Genomic DNA, 16,740 nt, shown 5'->3' with positions numbered 1-16,740 from the left:
TCCTCGTTGGCATGCAAATCCTCATCACCGGCGGCGGCGGTTTCCTGGGTGCCCGCCTCGCCCGCACGCTGCTTGCCCAAGGTGAACTCTCGCTTGCGGGCCAGCCGCGCAAGCGCATCGAGACGATCACGCTCACCGACAGGGCCGCGCCGCCCGACGACCTGAAGAACGACCCGCGCGTGCGCGTCGTCGTCGGCGACCTCAACGACGTGCTCGCGAGCAAGCAGGTGCCCGCCGCGGGAACGGATTGCGTTTTCCACCTGGCAGCCGCGGTGAGCGGCGAATGCGAAGCCGACTTCGACTTGGGCATGCGCAGCAATTTCGCGGCGACGCATGCGCTGCTGGAAGCCTGCCGCGCGCTCGGCAACAAACCCACCGTGGTGTTCTCGAGCTCCGTCGCCGTGTTCGGCAAGCGACCCGGATTCGAGATGCCGGACCCGATCCAGGACGACACGCTGCCCACGCCGCAGAGCAGCTACGGCACGCAGAAGGCGATCGGCGAGCTGATGATGGCCGACTACGGCCGCAAGGGCTTCATCCGCGCGCGCAGCGTGCGCCTGATGACGGTGAGCGTGCGGCCCGGCCGCCCCAACGGCGCGGCGTCGAGCTTCTTCTCCGGCATGATCCGCGAGCCGCTCGCCGGCGTGCGCGCGCAGGTGCCCGTGGGGCCCGAAGTGGACCACCCGATCCTGTCGCCGTCGCGCACCATCGCCGCGATCATCCGCTGCGCGGAAGCCACCGACGCCGAATGGGGGCCGCTCACCGGCCTGAACCTGCCGGCCCTGCGCTGCAGCGTCGGCGAGATGGCGAAGGCGCTGGAGCGCGTCGCGGGCCCCGAGGCGACAGCCCTGCTCGACTGGGTGCCGGACCCCAACATCCTCAAGCTCGTGAACACGTGGCCGGGCAACGTGAAGTCCGCTCGCGCGAACGCGCTGGGGCTCACGGCGAACGCCGACTTCGACGAAGTGATCCGCGAATACATCCGCGAGAACCCGCAGGCCGTGAAGCTGAAGGTGCGCTGATGCCGCGTTTCGCCGCCAACCTGTCGATGCTTTACCCGGAGCATGCCTTCCTCGACCGCTTCGCCGCCGCCGCGCGAGACGGCTTCAAGGCGGTGGAGTACCTGTTCCCTTACGAACACGACGCGAAGGAATTGGCCGCGCGCCTGCGCGACAACGGGCTGGAGCAGGTGCTGTTCAACGGCCCGCCGGGTGACTGGGCCGGCGGCGAGCGCGGCATCGCGTGCCTGCCCGGGCGCGAGGACGAGTTCCGCGCCGGCATCGAGCAGGCGCTGCGCTACGCGGACGTACTGCGCTGCCCGCGCATCCACGTGATGGCGGGCCTCGTGCCCGAAGGCCGCGACCGCGCGGACCTGCGCCCCACTTACGTCGCGAACCTGCGCTGGGCAGCGAAGGTTGCCGCGTCGCTGGGCGTGAACGTGCTCATCGAGCCGATCAACACGCGCGACATCCCGCGCTTCTTCCTTAACCGGCAGGACCACGCGCACGAGCTGCTCGGCGAGATCGCGGCGCTCAATGCGCAGGTGCAGATGGACCTGTACCACTGCCAGGTCGTCGAGGGCGACGTGGCGATGAAGATCCGCCAGTACCTGCCCACCGGCCACGTCGGCCATTTCCAGATCGCGGGTGTGCCGCAGCGGCACGAGCCGGATGTGGGCGAGGTGAACTACCCGTACCTGTTCGACGTGATCGACGAGGTGTCGGCGCAGTGTGGCTGGGAAGGCTGGGTCGGCTGCGAATATCGCCCGGCGGGCGCCACGAGCGAGGGCTTGCGCTGGATGAAGCGCTAGCCGGATGGCCCGCACATTGCGCAGCGCCGTCCACAGCGAGCTCTTGATCCGCAAGAGCCGCTTCATCGGTTGCGTGCAGCCGGTGCAGGGGCGCGCCGAAGCGAACGAGGTCGTGGCCCGGTTGCGCGCGGAACACCCGGGCGCAGCGCATGTGTGCTGGGCGCTGCTGGCGGGTGGGCAGTCGGCAGCCAACGATGACGGCGAGCCCGGTGGCACCGCTGGCCGGCCTATGCTGGAGGTGTTACGGCACCAGGACCTCGAAGGCGTGCTGGCGACCGTCGTGCGTTACTTCGGCGGCGTGAAGCTGGGCGCGGGTGGGCTCGTGCGCGCGTACACGGATGCGGTTGCGCAGGCGCTGCTGCAAGCCGAGAAGGTGCCGGTGCAGCGCCTGGTGACGATGGCTTGCTCGGTCAGCTACGCGACGGAGGGCTGGTTGCGCAGGGAGCTGGAGCTGGTGGGCGCGACGCTTCTCGAGGTTGCACATGGCAGCGATGTGCGGGTCGGCTTTTCGTTGCCCGAAGATGCGGCGAGCGCGCTGCGGCAGCGCCTGTCGGACCGCGGTATCCAGGTGGAGTGACGGGTCAAGCCTGCAATGACAGTTGTCGCAGCATCTCCATCGCGGCTGCGGGGTTGCGCTCCTTCGCGCTGCTGATGAAGAACGCATAGACCTCGCGGTCGGCGCCCTTTGCCACCCATGCCTTGGACCCTTGTGCCCACTGCGCAATGAGCGAGGGCGCATAGCCCGTGGGCACCGCCGCTTCACTGCGCATCAACCGCAAATAAGCCAGCGGCGTGCCGGGGTCCGCGATCGACGGGTACTTGCCCGAATCCGTGTGCACGGTCGCGACGCCGTATTTGTGCGCGAGCTCGAGGTACTCGGCCGACACGAAGCTCTCGTGCCGAGGCTCCAGCACGTGCTGCAGGCGTTTGCCTTTCACCTCCTTCGGCAGCAGGCGAAAGAACGCCTCGATGTTCTCGCGAACGAACTGCGTGCTCGGCATCAGCTGCCACAGGATCGGCCCGAGCTTGTCGCCCAGTTCGGCGATGCCGCTGCCGGTGAACCGCTCGATCGATTCGCGCGACGTCGACAGGTCGCGCCGGTGCGTCGTGAACCGGTTCGCCTTGACCGAGAACTTGAAGCCCTCCGGCGTCTCGTCGCGCCACCTGGCGTACTGCTCCGGCTTGAACGTGCTGTAGAAGCTGCCGTTGATCTCGATGGCCGTGAGCTGCCGGCTCGCGTAATTCAGCTCCTGCTTGTGCGGCAGGCCGTGCGGGTAGAAATTGTTGCGCCAGGGCTCGAAGGTCCAGCCTCCCACCCCGACGTGAATACGTCGGGTTTCGGGGTGCTCGACATGGATTCTTTCGTTCGACATATGCCCATCCTATCCGCGAGCGTACAGTCATGGGCTCGGCCCACGAAGCCCACCCCGGAGACTCCTGACATGAATACCCCCGTGCTCGACAGCGCAGCCGCCCTCGACAACGTCACCCAGAAGTGGGACAGCGACATCGTCCGCCGCCTCACCGACTACATCGCCATCCCCGCCAAGTCGCCCGGCTTCGACAAGGACTGGCAGAGCCACGGATACATCGAGGCGGTGCTGCGCAACGCCGCTGCGTGGGTGGAGTCGCAGAAGGTCGAGGGGCTGAAGCTCGAGGTGGTGCGCCTGCCCGGCCGCACGCCGGTGCTGTTCTTCGAAGTGGCGGCCACGCGGCCCGACAGCAAGCAGACCGTGCTGATGTACGGCCACCTCGACAAGCAGCCCGAGTTCACCGGCTGGCGCAACGACCTCGGCCCGTGGACGCCCAAGTACGAGGACGGCAAGCTCTACGGCCGCGGTGGCGCGGACGACGGCTATGCGGTGTATGCGTCGATCGCTGCCATCCAGGCGCTGAAGGCCCAGAACAAGCCGCATGCGCGCATCGTGGGCCTGATCGAGACGTGCGAGGAATCCGGGTCCTACGACCTGCTGCCCTACGTCGACGCCCTGCGACCGCGCCTGGGCGACGTGGCGCTGGTCATCTGCCTCGACTCGGGCGCCGGCAACTACGACCAGCTCTGGCTCACCACGTCGCTGCGCGGCATGGCCGCCGGTGTGCTGAAGGTGCAGATCCTCACCGAGGGCGTGCACTCGGGCGATGCGTCCGGCCTCGTGCCTTCCAGCTTCCGCATCATGCGGCAGGTGCTGGACCGGCTGGAGGACAGCAAGAGCGGCCGCCTGCTGCCGGCCAGCTTCCACTGCGAAGTGCCGGCCGAGCGGCTGGCGCAGGCCAAGGCCACGGCCGCGATCCTGGGCGATGAGGTCTACAAGCGCTTCCCCTGGGCGCACTACGACTGCGAAGGCTCCACCGTCTTCGCGCTGCCGACCACGACCGACCCGACGCAGGCGCTCATCAACCGCACGTGGACGCCCACGCTGTCGGTGACCGGCGCGGAGGGCTTCCCGGCCCTTCAGGACGCCGGCAACGTGCTGCGCCCCTACACCGCGTTCAAGCTGTCGCTGCGCCTGCCGCCGCTCATCGATGCGGCTGCCGCCGTGCAGGAGCTCAAGGCCCTGCTGGAAGACAACGCGCCGTACCAGGCCAAGGTGACTTTCGAGTCCGGCAGCGCGTCGTCCGGCTGGAACGCGCCGGACACCGCACCGTGGTTCGAGAAGGCGCTGAACACCGCCTCGCAGGCCCATTTCGGTGCGCCGGTCGGCTACATCGGCCAGGGCGGGACGATCCCGCTGATGAACATGCTCAGCAAGGGCTTCCCCAAGTCGCAGATGATGGTCTGCGGCGTGCTCGGCCCCAAGAGCAACGCCCATGGCCCCAACGAGTTCCTGCACGTGCCGTACGCCAAGAAGCTGACGGCGTCCGTGGCGGAGGTCATCGCACAACTCCCCTGAATGGGGGAGATTCTGTGAACTCCGTCACCGGGACGGGGTTCCCTGATTGCGAAAAGATCACGGCGCGCGCCATCATCGCGGCTGCATGAGCGCCGTACCCAGCGATTCCACGCTGTCAACTTTCACCGCCAGCGATGGCGACAACCTCGCGGTGCAGGACTGGCCCCTGCCCGAAGGGCTGGCCCTGCGCGGGGTGATCGTGCTCGTCCATGGCCTCGGGGAACACGCCGGCAGGTACGACCACGTAGCGCGCCGGCTCAACGGCTGGGGCTTCGCGGTCCGCGGCTACGACCAGTACGGCCACGGCGAGTCGGGCGGTGTGCGCGGCGCGTTACCGGCGTCCTCGCGGCTCCTCGACGACCTGGCGGACATCGTGGACAGCACGCGCGCGCGCATGGAACCCGAAACGCCGCTCATTCTGCTGGGCCACAGCATGGGCGGGCTCGTGGCGAGCTGCTTCGTCGCGCAGGCCCGGCGCGAGGTCGACGCACTGGTGCTCACGTCGCCCGCGCTGGACCCGGGGCTCAACTCGTTCCAGCGCATGCTGCTGGCGATCATGCCGCGCGTCGCGCCGAACTTCACCGTCGGAAACGGGCTCGACGTGGACCTGCTCTCGCACGATGCCAACGTGGTCAGCGCGTACCGCAACGACGCACGCGTGCACGACCGCATCTCGGGGCGCCTTGCGCGCTTCATCGCCGATGCGGGCCCGTGGGTCGTCTCGCAGGCGCAGCGCTGGACCGTGCCTACGCTGCTGATGTATGCCGGCGAAGACCACCTCGTGAACCCGCAGGGCAGCCGCGACTTCGCCGCGAAGGCGCCGAAGGAGGTGGTGACGGTGCGCTGCTTCGACGACCTCTACCACGAGGTCCTGAACGAGCCGGACGCGCGCGTGTTCGAGCAGCTCAGGCAGTGGCTGGACGCACGTTTCTGAGCTGCAGCCAGCCGATGGCCACGCCGGTGATGGCCACCGGGATCAGCGATGCGAGGTTCAGCCAGCTCCAGCCTTGCGTAGTCATCACCAGGCCCGACGCGAACGAGGTGACGGCGAGCGTCGCCATCACGAAGAAGTTGAGCGCGGCCTGCGCGCGGTCCTTTTCCTCGGGGCGGTAGGTCTCCAGCGACAGCGTGGTCGCGCCGGTGAAGAGGAAGTTCCAGCCCATGCCGAGCACGAACAGGGCGATCACGAATTTCTCGAGCTCCACCCCGGTCAGCGCGAACGCGATGCAGCACAGGTTCAGCAGCACGCCCGTACCCATGATCGGCAAGGCGCCGTAGCGCTTGATCAGGTGCCCGGTGAAGAAGCCGGGCGCGAACATGCCGATCACGTGCCACTGCAGCACGAGCGCCGCGTCCGAGAACGGCAGCCCGCACTGCTGCATGGCGATGGGCGTCGACGCCATCAGCAGGTTCATCACGCCGAAGCCGAGCGCGCCCGAGGCCGCGGCAACGATGAACACCGGCTGGCGCACGATCTCCGCGAGCGGCCGGCCGGTGGGCGCATCGGCGGCCTTCTTCGGCACCGGCGGGAATTCGATGAAGGCGAGGATGGCGAAGGCGATGGCGGCCACGACGCTCAGCGACAGGTAGGCCCCCGCGAACGGCACCGCGAACATGTCGCGCGTGCGCGCCGCGATGTTGGGGCCGATCACCGCGCCGATCAGGCCGCCGGCCATCACCAGCGACACGGCCTTCTCGCGCGCGTCGGCTTTCGCGAGTTCGGCGGCGGCGAAGCGATAGAGGTTGGCGTTCGCTGCGTAATAGCCGGCCACCACCGTGGTCAGGCAAAGCAGCCAGAAGTTGCGGCTGACGGCTGCATAGGCGCAGAACAGCGCGGACGCGAACGCCACGGCCAGCCCCCACTGGAAGCTGCGCTTGCGGCCGTAGACCGATTGCGTGCGCGCGACCATGCCGGTGGAGATCGCACCGCCGACCACGTAGCCCATGACCGGCAGCGTCGCCATCCAGCCGAAGGGTGCGAGCGCCAGGCCCACGAGCCCGTTGATCGCGATGAACACGACGTTGTTGGCGAGGAACAGGCCTTGCAGCACGGCCAGGAGCCAGAGGTTGCGGTTCATCGTGCGAGGGTGGTGAGGGCGAGGGCCGCAAGGGGCGCGGTCTCTGCGCGCAGGATACGCGGGCCCAGCCCGGCGCGCAAAAAGCTTTTCGCGACGGCGGCTTCTTCCTCCGCGGGCGCGAGGCCGCCTTCGGGGCCACTGAGCACGCACACGCTGCCCGCGCCGGTGCGCGCGTCGAGCGTCGAAGCGGCTGCAGGGGACAGCACGAATTTGGATTCGGCGGCGTTCGGCGACGAGAGCCACGCATCGAGCGTCGCCACGGCATGGATCTGCGGCACGCGATTGCGGCCGCATTGCTCGCAGGCCGCGATCGCGATCGATTGCCAGTGCGCCTGCTTCTTCAGCGCGCGCTCGCCCGCCAGCCGCAGCACGCTGTGTTGCATGAGCAGCGGCTGGATGCTCGCGGCACCCAGCTCGGTGGCTTTTTCCACCAGCCAGTCCATGCGTTCATTCGCCGGCATGCCCAGGGCCAGGTGCACTTCGCGCGCGGCCTCACGCTCCACCGCGTCGTGGTCGCCCACGAGCACCTGCACGTCGCTGCGGCCCATGCGCTCCACTGTCGCGGTGTACTCGCCGCCGCGTCCATCGAAGAGCGTGAGCGCATCGCCGGGCTGCATGCGCAGAACCTGCACGTGCCGTGCGGCGGCGGGCGGCAAACCGAGGGACGCCCCGCTTTGCAGGGCCGTCTCGCAAAAGATACGCGGCACTAGATGCGGCCGAAGGCGTAGCCGCTCGCGGCCTCGGTGCCTTCGACCTGGTCGATGAGCGCGGCCAGCGGCGCGAGCTCGCGGTAGCGCGAAGTGGTTGCGCGGATGTAAGCGATGAAGCGCGGCGTATCCGCCAGGTACTTCGGCTTGCCGTCGCGCAGCGTCAGGCGCGTGAAGATGCCCGCCACCTTCAGGTGCCGCTGCAGGCCCATCCACTCGACCGCGCGGTAGAACTCGCCGAAGTCCTCGTCCACCGGCAGGCCGGCCTTCTGCGCCTGCTTCCAGTAGCGCACGGTGATGTCGAGCACGAACTCCTCGTCCCACGAGAGGAACGCGTCGCGCATGAGGCTGGCGATGTCGTAGGTGATGGGGCCGTAGACCGCGTCCTGGAAGTCGAGCACACCGAGGCGCTCGCCCATCATGAGGTTGCGCGGCATGAAGTCGCGGTGGACGAACACCGCGGGCGAGCGCAGGTTGTGCGCGATGATCAGTTTGAACTGCGAATCGAGCGTCTCGCGCAATTTGCCTTCGACGGCGATGCCCTTGTGCTTGGCGAGGTACCAGTCGGGGAAGAGCGCCAGCTCGCGGGCGAGCAGTGCCTCGTCGTACGGCGGCAGAACGCCCGGCTTCGACGCGAGCTGCCACGCGATGAGTTCGTCGATCGCGCGCAGGTACAGGTCCTGGTTCGCCGGCGGCCGCTCGCGGTCCACCGCTTCGATCATGGTGCGCGTGCCCAGGTCGTCCAGCAGCATGAAGCCGAGGGGCTCCTCCCAGGCCAGCACGCGCGGCACGTGGACGCTGGCGTCCTTCATCAGCTGCGCGACCTTCACGAAGGGCCGGCAGTCTTCCTTCTCGGGCGGGGCATCCATCACGATGCGGCTGCCCTGCGAGCCATCGACCCGGAGGTAACGGCGGAAGCTGGCGTCGGCCGAGGCGAGGCGGACGGTCGAGGTGTCCAGGCCGTGGGCCGGGGCGACCGCTTCCAGCCAGTGCTGGAAGGCGAGTTGCCGCGCGGGGTCGGCCCAGGGGACTGCGGGGTTGTGCGCGGGGTCGCTCATGGATAATCGATTCTACAAATCGATGCACCGCTACCGCCCGAGGGCCGCCCGCGCCCGCTTTGCCCTGACCCCTGTCGCCGTCGTTGCCGCAGCGCTGCTGCAGCAGGGCAATGCCTGGGCGCAGGCCGAGCCCGCGCCCACGCTCAAGCCCTCGCCCATGCTGCGCGAGGACATCCCGCCCGCCGTGCGCCGGCAGCTGCCCACTTTTGTCGAAGGCCAGAGCATCCAGGGCCGGCCGGACCTCGAAACCGTGATCGAAGGCGGCGCCGAGCTCAGGCGTGGCGACACGGTGATCCGGGCCGACCGGCTGGAGTACTACCAGCCCGACGACCTGGCCAAGGCGCGCGGCAACGTGCACATCAACAAGGCGGGCAACATCTTCGAAGGCCCGCTGCTCGAGCTGAAGGTCGACGCGTTCGAGGGCTTCTTCAACGAGCCGCGCTACCGCTTCCTGCGCAACGACGCGTATGGCGAAGCCGACCGCGTGGACTTCATCGACGACAAGCGCGCGATCATCCGCAACGCGAGCTACACCACCTGCAAGCGCGAACCGGGGCCGAGCTGGATGCCCGACTGGATCCTGCGCGCCACCAGCATCCGCATCGACCAGGAAGAGGAAGTGGGCCAGGCCACCGGCGCCGTGCTCAGCTTCAAGGGCCTGCCCATCCTGCCGGTGCCGTCGATGAGCTTCCCGCTGAGCGAGAAGCGCAAGTCCGGCCTGCTGCCGCCCACCATCGGCATCGACAACGTGAGCGGCGTCGAAGTGACGCTGCCCTACTACTGGAACATCGCGCCCAACCGCGACGCCACGCTCTACCCCACGCTGATGACCAAGCGCGGCGTGGACCTCGCGGGCGAGTTCCGTTACCTCGAGCGGGACTACGTCGGCTCCGTGCGCGCCAACTACCTGCCCGACGACCGCCTGCGCGGGCACGACCGCTGGGGCCTGGCACTCAAGCACGACGGCCTCGTGCCGCTCGGCACGCTCGGCCCCGCGGGCGTGGCGATCAACGTCAACCGCGTCAGCGACGACAACTACTGGCGCGACTTCTCGCGCACGAGCGCCTCGCTCACGCAGCGGCTGCTCGCGGGCGACGGCATCATGTCGTGGTCGCGCGGGCCGCTGTCGTTCACGACTCGCGTCTTGAAGTGGCAGACGCTCCAGGACCCTACAGCGCCGATCGTGCCGCCGTACGACCGCGCGCCGCAGCTGGTGGCGCGCTACCTGCGGCAGGACCTGCCGCGCGGGCTGGAGTTCTACACGGAGGCGGACTACACGCACTTCGAGTCCGACCCCACGCTGACGGCGCAGCCCAACGGCAAGCGCAGCTTCGCGCTGATGCAGCTCTCGCGCCCCTGGCAATCGTCGTGGGGCTTCTTCGTGCCCAAGCTGCAGTTGCACAGCACGCACTACGAGTTCGATTCGCCGCTCGCGAGCGGCCGGCGCACCGCCGACCGCACGCTGCCCACCCTCAGCCTCGACAGCGGCCTGGTCTTCGAGCGCGACGCGAAGTACTTCGGCCGCTCGTTCCGACAGACGCTCGAGCCGCGCGCGTTCTACGTCTACACGCCGTACCGCGACCAGAGCTACCTGCCCAATTACGACTCGGCGCGCGTGGACTTCAACTTCGCGACCATCTACACCGAGAACGCGTTCGGCGGGCATGACCGCATCTCCGACAACAACCTGCTGACACTCGGCGCCACGAGCCGGTTGCTCGACCCCGAGACCGGCGCGGAGGCCGCGCGCTTCGGCGTCGCGCAGCGCCTGCGCTTCAAGGACCAGCGCGTCGTGCTGCCCGGCGAGACGCCGGTTTCGGAGCGCCTGTCGGACATCCTGTTCGGCGCGTCCGTGGCCCTGTTCCCGAAGTGGGTCGCCGACGGCACGGTGCAGTACAACCCGAAGAACAACCATTCGGAGCGCACGACGCTGGGCGTGCGCTACAACCCGGGCAACTACCGCGTCGTGAGCGCGGCGTACCGCCTGCAGCGCGGCCTGTCCGAGCAGGTGGACGTGGGCTGGCAATGGCCGCTCAACGACCTGTGGGGCCAGGCGGACGAAAAGCTCGGCGCGGGCCTCGGCTTGGGCGAAGGCCGCTGGTACAGCGTCGGCCGCCTGAACTACAGCCTGAAGGACCGTCGCATCGTCGACGCCGTGCTCGGCCTGGAATACGATGGCGGCTGCTGGCTGGGCCGCGTGGTGGTGGAGCGCCTGCAAAGCAGCACCTCCAGCTCGAACAAGCGCATCCTGTTCCAGCTGGAGTTCGTGGGGCTCACCAAGATCGGCTCGAACGCCCTGCAGACGCTCAAGCAGAATATCCCCCGCTACCAGTTCCTGCGCGAGCAGATCACCGTTCCCAGCCGCTTCTCCAACTACGACTGAAACCGACAGACCATGAAAGCACGCTCCCTCGCCCTCTGGCTGGCCTGCGCCGCGCTGGCCGAGCTGTGCTTGCCCGCGTACGCGCAGCTGCGCGCCGCGCCCCAGCTGAACCCCTTCCTGCCGCCGCCGGACAGCCGGCCGCGCGCGGCGGACTACATCGTGGCGGTGGTCAACTCCGAGCCCATCACCAACAACGAGGTGCGCTCGCGCATGATCCGCTTCGAGCAGCAGCTCGCGCAGCAGGGCTCGCCGATGCCGCCGCGCGCGGAGCTGGCGCGCCAGGTGCTCGAGCGCCTGATCGCCGAGAAGGCGCAGATCCAGCTCGCGCGCGAGAACGGCATCCGCGCCGAAGAAGGCATGGTGGACAACGCGGAGCAGAACGTCGCGCGGCAGAACCAGATGTCGGTTGACGAGCTGCGCAAGCGGCTGAAGGCCGACGGCATCGACGTGGCGCTGTTCCGCGAGGACCTGCGCAACCAGATCCTGCTGTCGCGCCTGCGCGACCGCGAGCTCGAGTCGCGCGTGCGCGTGAGCGAGTTCGAGATCGACCAGTTCCTGCGCGAGCAGCAGGGACAGGCCGGCGAGGCCAACATGGAGATCAACCTGGCGCACATCCTGGTGGCCGTGCCGGAGAAGGCGACCGGCCCGCAGGTGGCGGCGCTGCAGCAGCGCGCGATGCGCCTGCAGGAGCGCGCCAAGGCCGGCGAGGATTTCGTCAAGCTCGCGCGCGAGAGCTCCGACGCTCAAGGCGCGTCCAACAACGGCGGGGTGATCGGCCTGCGCACGGCGGATCGCTACCCGCCCCTGTTCGTGCAGGCCACGCGCGACCTGCGTCCGGGCGGCGTGAGCGAGGTGGTGCGCTCCGAGGCCGGCTTCCACATCGTCAAGGTGCTGGAAAAGCGCCAGGGCGGCGTGCCGGGCGTGAACGTCACGCAAACCCATGCGCGCCACATCCTGCTGCGGCCCTCCGCCGAGCTGACCGAGGCGCAGGCCAAGGCGCGGCTCGAGGACGTGCGCAAGCGGGTCGAAGCGAAGCAGGCCGATTTCGCGGAAGTCGCGAAGCAGATCTCGCAGGACGCGAGCGCGCGCAACGGCGGCGACCTGGGCTGGGCCAACCCGGGCCTGTTCGTGCCCGAGTTCGAGGACGTGCTGAACCAGCTCACGCCGGGGCAGGTCTCCGAGCCGGTGGTCACGCGCTTCGGCGTGCACCTGATCCAGCTGCTGGAGCGCCGCCAGTCGCAGCTGTCGCAGCGCGAGCAGCGCGACATCGCGCGCGGCCTGGTGCGCGAGCGCAAGCTGGACGAGGCCTATGCCACCTGGGCGCAGGAAGTGCGCGGCCGCGCCTACGTCGAATACCGCGAGCCACCGCAATAAAACACGTCGCTCGAAAAAGATTCGGGCAGCACTTCCTGTCCGACCCCGCGATCATCGACTCGATCGTGCGCGAGATCGCGCCCAGGTCGGGCGACCCGATGGTGGAGATCGGGCCCGGCCTCGCGGCACTCACGCAGCCGCTGGTCGAGCGGCTCGGCCACCTGACCGTCATCGAGCTCGATCGCGACCTCGCGGCGCGTTTGCGCCAGCACCCGCACCTCACCGTGGTGGAGTCCGACGTGCTGAAGGTGGACTTCGCGCAGCTCGCCGGCACCGCGAAGCTGCGCGTCGTGGGCAACCTGCCGTACAACATTTCTTCGCCCATCCTCTTCCACCTGCTGCAGTACGTGAACCACGTGCAGGACCAGCACTTCATGTTGCAGAAGGAAGTGGTGGACCGCATGGTCGCCTCGCCCTCGACCGGCGACTACGGGCGCCTGTCGGTGATGCTGCAGTGGCGCTACGAGATGGAGGACGTGCTGTTCGTGCCGCCCTCCGCTTTCGAGCCGCCGCCGAAGGTGGACAGCGCGGTGGTGCGCATGGTGCCGCGGCGCGATGCGGCGGCCGTCGATGAGGCGCTGCTCTCGGAACTCGTGCAGGTGGCGTTCAGCCAGCGCCGCAAGCTGCTGCGGCACACGCTGGGCAAGTGGCTGGACCAGCGCGGCTTTGCCGGCACGTTCGACGTGCAGCGGCGCGCGGAGGAGGTGCCCGTTGCGGAGTACCTCCAGCTCGCCGCGCAAATGCAAAGCCCCGCATAGCGGGGCTTTCCTCAACGCCTTGGATTCCCGCCTGCGCGGGAATGACGGTTACGCGGCGGTGAGCCAGTAACCCGCGTTGAACGGGCTGGACATGCGCAGCGCGAGCGGCGACACGTCGAGCAGCTTGTCGGTTGGCATCTTCTCGGTTTCTGCCGGGAGGGCAATGCCGTTGGGCGTCTCGCCCGGGGCCTCGTTCGCCCGTTCCGCTTGGCCTTGTTGTGCGGAACGGGCTACCGAAAAGAATAGAAGCATCGGAATGGGACTTTCCGGTCCGCCCAGTAGTCGGCGGTATCGCGGAAGATGTCCAGCAGCTGCTCGCGCGCTTCCTTGTCGAACTTGCCGTTGGCCGGGATGTGCTCCAGCACCACGATGAAGCCCGGCTGCGGGCCCGACTTGTGCAGCGGGTCCGTCATGCAGTCGTACAGCGCGTCGAAGTTCTTGCCGAAGTGCGCCGGCAGCATGAACTGCTGGGCGATCAGGTCCAGCACGTCCTGCTTGCTCTGCGCGGTGGCCAGGTTGGCGTACAGGAAGTGGTGGCCCAGGTCGGTGGCCGTTTCCTGCAGGTCCTGCACGCGGAACGCGCGGATGGACTGGACGATGTTCGTCCGCACCCCTTTCAATGGGGTCTCGTTGATTTCTTTACGAAGTGGCGTATCCATCTCCGCATCTTTCTCGGTAGTCAAAAACAGGTCCCGCTTCATCGGGTCACTCCACTATCTTTCGAAAACTGGCGTAATGGTCTGATGTGTACCAACAAGTGTGCGGTTGCCTTGCGGGCCCACCGCACACGATGCGCCGGGCGCCCCGGTCGCGCGATCCAGGCGTGGCCACGGTGTATTCGAGGTAGTAACCCCGCTTCTCGCGCGGGAGCAGCCGCTCCCGGTTGCCGAACACCGTGCCGTCCTTTTCGAAGGGGAACGGGCCGCCAGCGCGGATGCGTTCATAGGTCTCCCGGCCCTGCCGGGGCAGCTCGGCAACACGGATCGTGGCCGATGCGCCTGCGGGGAGGTCCGTCGGAGCCTTGGCTTGCACCAGGGCGGCGCCTGCGATCGCGAATACCAAGCAGCTAGTAAGTGCAAACTTGACAGCCGCAACGCGGGCCATGAACGGACCTTCTGGGTGACCTTCTTTCGGGGGGACGCCACTGGGATCCACCTTCTGGCCTGCAACAGACCTTCGGGTAAACCCGTAACTTTCAAGCGCGCTAGTGTGACGCAATCCCTCCCAAAAGGCAAGCGGCTGCCCACTTTTTGGGCAGCCGCCAAGGGCCTTTGGAGGCCGAAAGTTACACAGGCGAGTTAGTGCCAGCTCTCTAGCAAAACCTTAGCGCGCCGCGTTGGCGTCGGCAACCGTCAGCGCCGTCATGTTGACGATGCGGCGCACCGTGGTGCTGGCAGTCAGGATATGCACCGGCTTGGCGGCACCCAGCAGCACCGGGCCGATGGCAATGTTGCCGCCGGCGGCCGTCTTGAGCAGGTTGTAAGAAATATTCGCTGCATCGATGTTGGGGAGGACGAGCAGGTTCGCGTCGCCCGCCAGCGTGCTGCGCGGCATCAGCAGGTTGCGCGCATGCCCGTCGAGCGCCACGTCGCCGTGCATCTCGCCGTCGACCTCGAGCCACGGGGCTTCGGCCTGCAGCAGGGCCAGCGTCTCGCGCATCTTGATCGCCGTGGGCGTGTTGCCCGAGCCGAAGTTGGAATGGCTCAGCAGCGCCACCTTCGGCTTCACGCCGAAGCGCAGCATTTCCTCGGCGGCCATCACGGTGATCTCGGCCAGCTGGGCTGCGGTCGGGTCGTAGTTGACGTGCGTGTCGACCAGGAAGATCTGGCGGCCGGGCAGCATCAGCCCGTTCATGCACGCATAGGTCTTGACGCCGGGCCGCTTGCCGATCACCTGGTCGAGGTAGCGCAGGTGGATGTCGGTCGTGCCCCAGGTGCCGCAGATCATCCCGTCGACCTGGCCCTTGTGCAGCAGCATCGCGCCGATCAGCGTGAGGCGCCGGCGCATCTCGATCTTGGCCATCTGCGCGGTGACGCCCTTGCGGTCCGTCATGCGGTGGTAGGTCTGCCAGAAATCGCGGTAGCGCTCGTCGTACTCGGTGTTGACCACGTCGTAGTCCACCCCCTCGCGCAGGCGCAGGCCGAACTTCTCCACGCGCTCGGCAATGATGGTCGGCCGGCCGATCAGCGTCGGGCGCGCGATGGCTTCGTCCACCACCACCTGCGCGGCGCGCAGCACGCGCTCTTCCTCGCCCTCGCAGTAGGCCACGCGCTTCTTCGCCGCCGTCTTGGCCGCGGTGAAGATCGGCTTCATCGTCGTGCCGGACGCGTACACGAACGTCTGCAGCTTGTCGCGGTAGGCGTCCATGTCCGGGATCGGGCGCAGCGCCACGCCGCTGTCCGCCGCTGCCTTGGCCACGGCCGGCGCGATCTTCATCATCAGGCGCGGGTCGAACGGCTTGGGGATCAGGTAGTCGGGGCCGAAGGCGAGCTGCTGGCCCGCATAGGCCGCGGCCACCACTTCGCTCTGCTCCGCCTGCGCGAGCTCGGCGATCGCATGCACCGCCGCGATCTCCATCTCCACCGTGATCGTCGTCGCGCCCGAATCGAGCGCGCCGCGGAAGATGTACGGGAAGCACAGGACGTTGTTGACCTGGTTCGGGTAGTCCGTGCGGCCGGTCGCGATGATGCAGTCGGCGCGCGCCGCCTTCGCGTCCTCGGGGTTGATCTCGGGGTTCGGGTTGGCCAGCGCGAGGATGATCGGGTTGGCCGCCATCTTCTTGACCATGTCCGGCTTGAGTACGCCGCCCGCCGACAGGCCCAGGAACACGTCCGCGTCCTCCATCACGTCGCCGAGCTTGCGCAGCGGCGTGTTCTTGGCGAACTGGATCTTGTCCTCGTCCATCAGCTCCTTGCGGCCCTCGTAGACCACGCCCGCGAGGTCCGTGAGCCAGATGTTCTCGCGCGGCATGCCCAGCTTGAGCAGCAGGCCCACGCAGGCCAGCGCCGCGGCGCCCGCGCCCGAAGTGACGAGCTTGACCTTGGAGATGTCCTTGCCGACCACCTTCAGCCCATTGATGATGGCCGCGGCCACGCAGATGGCCGTGCCGTGCTGGTCGTCGTGGAAAACCGGGATCTTCATGCGCTCGCGCAGCTTGCGCTCGACGTAGAAGCAGTCCGGCGCCTTGATGTCCTCGAGGTTGATGCCGCCGAACGTGGGCTCCAGCGCCGCGATGATGTCGACCAGCTTGTCGAGGTTGTCCTTCTCGGCGATCTCGATGTCGAACACGTCGATGCCGGCGAACTTCTTGAAGAGGACGCCCTTGCCTTCCATCACCGGCTTGGCGGCCAGCGGGCCGATGTCGCCCAGGCCCAGCACCGCGGTGCCGTTGGTGATGACCGCCACGAGGTTGCCGCGCGCCGTGTAGCGGAAAGCGTTGGCGGGGTCCTTGACGATCTCCTCGCAGGGCGCGGCCACGCCGGGCGAATAGGCCAGCGACAGGTCGTGCTGGTTGACCAGCTGCTTGGTGGCGGCGATGGCCACCTTGCCGGGGATCGGCTGCTCGTGGTACTCCAGCGCGGCACGGCGAAGTTCGGCGCGCTTGTCTTCGGTATTCACCTCATTGGGCATGGGAAGCGGTCTCCTGGGCCCAGCGTACGCGGCGCCGGCCCTTGTTTTGAA

The 16,740-nt window shown here is 68.1% G+C and carries 15 protein-coding genes; 8 read left to right on the top strand and 7 right to left on the bottom strand.

All coding sequences use genetic code 11. The features are described 5' to 3' along the window. Positions 1–11 precede the first annotated feature (11 nt). Genes denD through H8R02_RS04650 form a run of 3 tightly spaced genes read left to right on the top strand, consistent with a single transcriptional unit; the run spans position 12 to position 2,387 of the window. Positions 12–1,022, top strand: coding sequence for a D-erythronate dehydrogenase (gene denD / locus H8R02_RS04660; RefSeq protein ID WP_187080161.1), 1,011 nt, complete (start codon positions 12–14; stop codon positions 1,020–1,022). Then, the gene (gene otnI, locus H8R02_RS04655) at positions 1,022–1,810 is read left to right on the top strand and encodes a 2-oxo-tetronate isomerase (RefSeq protein WP_187080160.1); all 789 of its coding nucleotides are present in this window, start codon (positions 1,022–1,024) and stop codon (positions 1,808–1,810) included. The genes denD and otnI overlap by 1 nt, the downstream gene beginning before the upstream one ends. Before the next feature lie 4 nt (positions 1,811–1,814). Next, positions 1,815–2,387: an IMPACT family protein gene (locus H8R02_RS04650; protein WP_187080159.1), complete on the top strand. Its 573-nt coding sequence runs from the start codon at positions 1,815–1,817 to the stop codon at positions 2,385–2,387. 4 nt (positions 2,388–2,391) lie between these two features. Here the strand turns inward: H8R02_RS04650 and H8R02_RS04645 are convergent, their stop codons facing one another. After that, positions 2,392–3,183: a DUF72 domain-containing protein gene (locus H8R02_RS04645; protein ID WP_187080158.1), complete on the bottom strand. Its 792-nt coding sequence runs from the start codon at positions 3,181–3,183 to the stop codon at positions 2,392–2,394. Between the two features lie 69 nt (positions 3,184–3,252). On the opposite strand from H8R02_RS04645, the gene H8R02_RS04640 reads away from it, so the two are divergent. Further along, the gene (locus H8R02_RS04640; protein ID WP_187080157.1) at positions 3,253–4,701 is read left to right on the top strand and encodes a M20 family metallopeptidase; all 1,449 of its coding nucleotides are present in this window, start codon (positions 3,253–3,255) and stop codon (positions 4,699–4,701) included. Positions 4,702–4,786: 85 nt separating this feature from the next. Further along, positions 4,787–5,635, top strand: a complete 849-nt coding sequence (locus tag H8R02_RS04635) for an alpha/beta hydrolase (RefSeq protein ID WP_187080156.1) — start codon at positions 4,787–4,789, stop codon at positions 5,633–5,635. Here the strand turns inward: H8R02_RS04635 and H8R02_RS04630 are convergent. From H8R02_RS04630 to H8R02_RS04620, 3 genes are read right to left on the bottom strand one after another with little or no spacing between them, the layout of a single operon-like run. Then, positions 5,607–6,779: an MFS transporter gene (locus H8R02_RS04630; protein WP_187080155.1), complete on the bottom strand. Its 1,173-nt coding sequence runs from the start codon at positions 6,777–6,779 to the stop codon at positions 5,607–5,609. The genes H8R02_RS04635 and H8R02_RS04630 overlap by 29 nt on opposite strands. Next, complete coding sequence (locus H8R02_RS04625; RefSeq protein ID WP_187080154.1) at positions 6,776–7,486, bottom strand: 16S rRNA (uracil(1498)-N(3))-methyltransferase; 711 nt, start codon at positions 7,484–7,486, stop codon at positions 6,776–6,778. Before H8R02_RS04625 ends, H8R02_RS04630 begins: the two co-directional genes overlap by 4 nt. Further along, positions 7,486–8,544 carry an aminoglycoside phosphotransferase family protein gene (locus H8R02_RS04620; RefSeq protein ID WP_187080153.1) on the bottom strand — a complete coding sequence of 353 codons (1,059 nt, stop codon included), beginning with the start codon at positions 8,542–8,544 and terminating at the stop codon, positions 7,486–7,488. Before H8R02_RS04620 ends, H8R02_RS04625 begins: the two co-directional genes overlap by 1 nt. Here H8R02_RS04620 and H8R02_RS04615 point away from each other — a divergent pair. Genes H8R02_RS04615 through rsmA form a run of 3 tightly spaced genes read left to right on the top strand, consistent with a single transcriptional unit; the run spans position 8,543 to position 13,059 of the window. Then, positions 8,543–10,927, top strand: coding sequence for an LPS-assembly protein LptD (locus tag H8R02_RS04615; RefSeq protein ID WP_255429141.1), 2,385 nt, complete (start codon positions 8,543–8,545; stop codon positions 10,925–10,927). The genes H8R02_RS04620 and H8R02_RS04615 overlap by 2 nt on opposite strands. A 12-nt stretch (positions 10,928–10,939) precedes the next feature. Beyond that, positions 10,940–12,301 carry a peptidylprolyl isomerase gene (locus tag H8R02_RS04610; RefSeq protein ID WP_187080152.1) on the top strand — a complete coding sequence of 454 codons (1,362 nt, stop codon included), beginning with the start codon at positions 10,940–10,942 and terminating at the stop codon, positions 12,299–12,301. Continuing rightward, the gene (rsmA, locus tag H8R02_RS04605) at positions 12,298–13,059 is read left to right on the top strand and encodes a 16S rRNA (adenine(1518)-N(6)/adenine(1519)-N(6))-dimethyltransferase RsmA (RefSeq protein WP_187080597.1); all 762 of its coding nucleotides are present in this window, start codon (positions 12,298–12,300) and stop codon (positions 13,057–13,059) included. Before H8R02_RS04610 ends, rsmA begins: the two co-directional genes overlap by 4 nt. Positions 13,060–13,289: 230 nt before the next feature. Here rsmA and H8R02_RS04600 read toward each other — a convergent pair whose 3' ends face one another. From H8R02_RS04600 to H8R02_RS04590, 3 genes are all read right to left on the bottom strand, one after another. After that, on the bottom strand, positions 13,290–13,718 hold the full coding sequence (locus H8R02_RS04600; RefSeq protein WP_187080151.1) for a barstar family protein: 429 nt from the start codon (positions 13,716–13,718) through the stop codon (positions 13,290–13,292). Positions 13,719–13,764: 46 nt separating this feature from the next. Further along, entirely contained in the window at positions 13,765–14,163 is a 399-nt protein-coding gene (locus H8R02_RS04595; protein ID WP_187080150.1) for a guanyl-specific ribonuclease, read from the bottom strand. Positions 14,164–14,382: 219 nt separating this feature from the next. Then, entirely contained in the window at positions 14,383–16,689 is a 2,307-nt protein-coding gene (locus H8R02_RS04590) for an NADP-dependent malic enzyme (protein ID WP_187080149.1), read from the bottom strand. Positions 16,690–16,740 lie beyond the last annotated feature (51 nt).

This window comes from Ramlibacter albus (assembly GCF_014297445.1).
In the GTDB taxonomy this organism is placed as follows: domain Bacteria; phylum Pseudomonadota; class Gammaproteobacteria; order Burkholderiales; family Burkholderiaceae_C; genus Ramlibacter; species Ramlibacter albus.
This window is presented reverse-complemented; position numbering and strand designations above follow the sequence as displayed.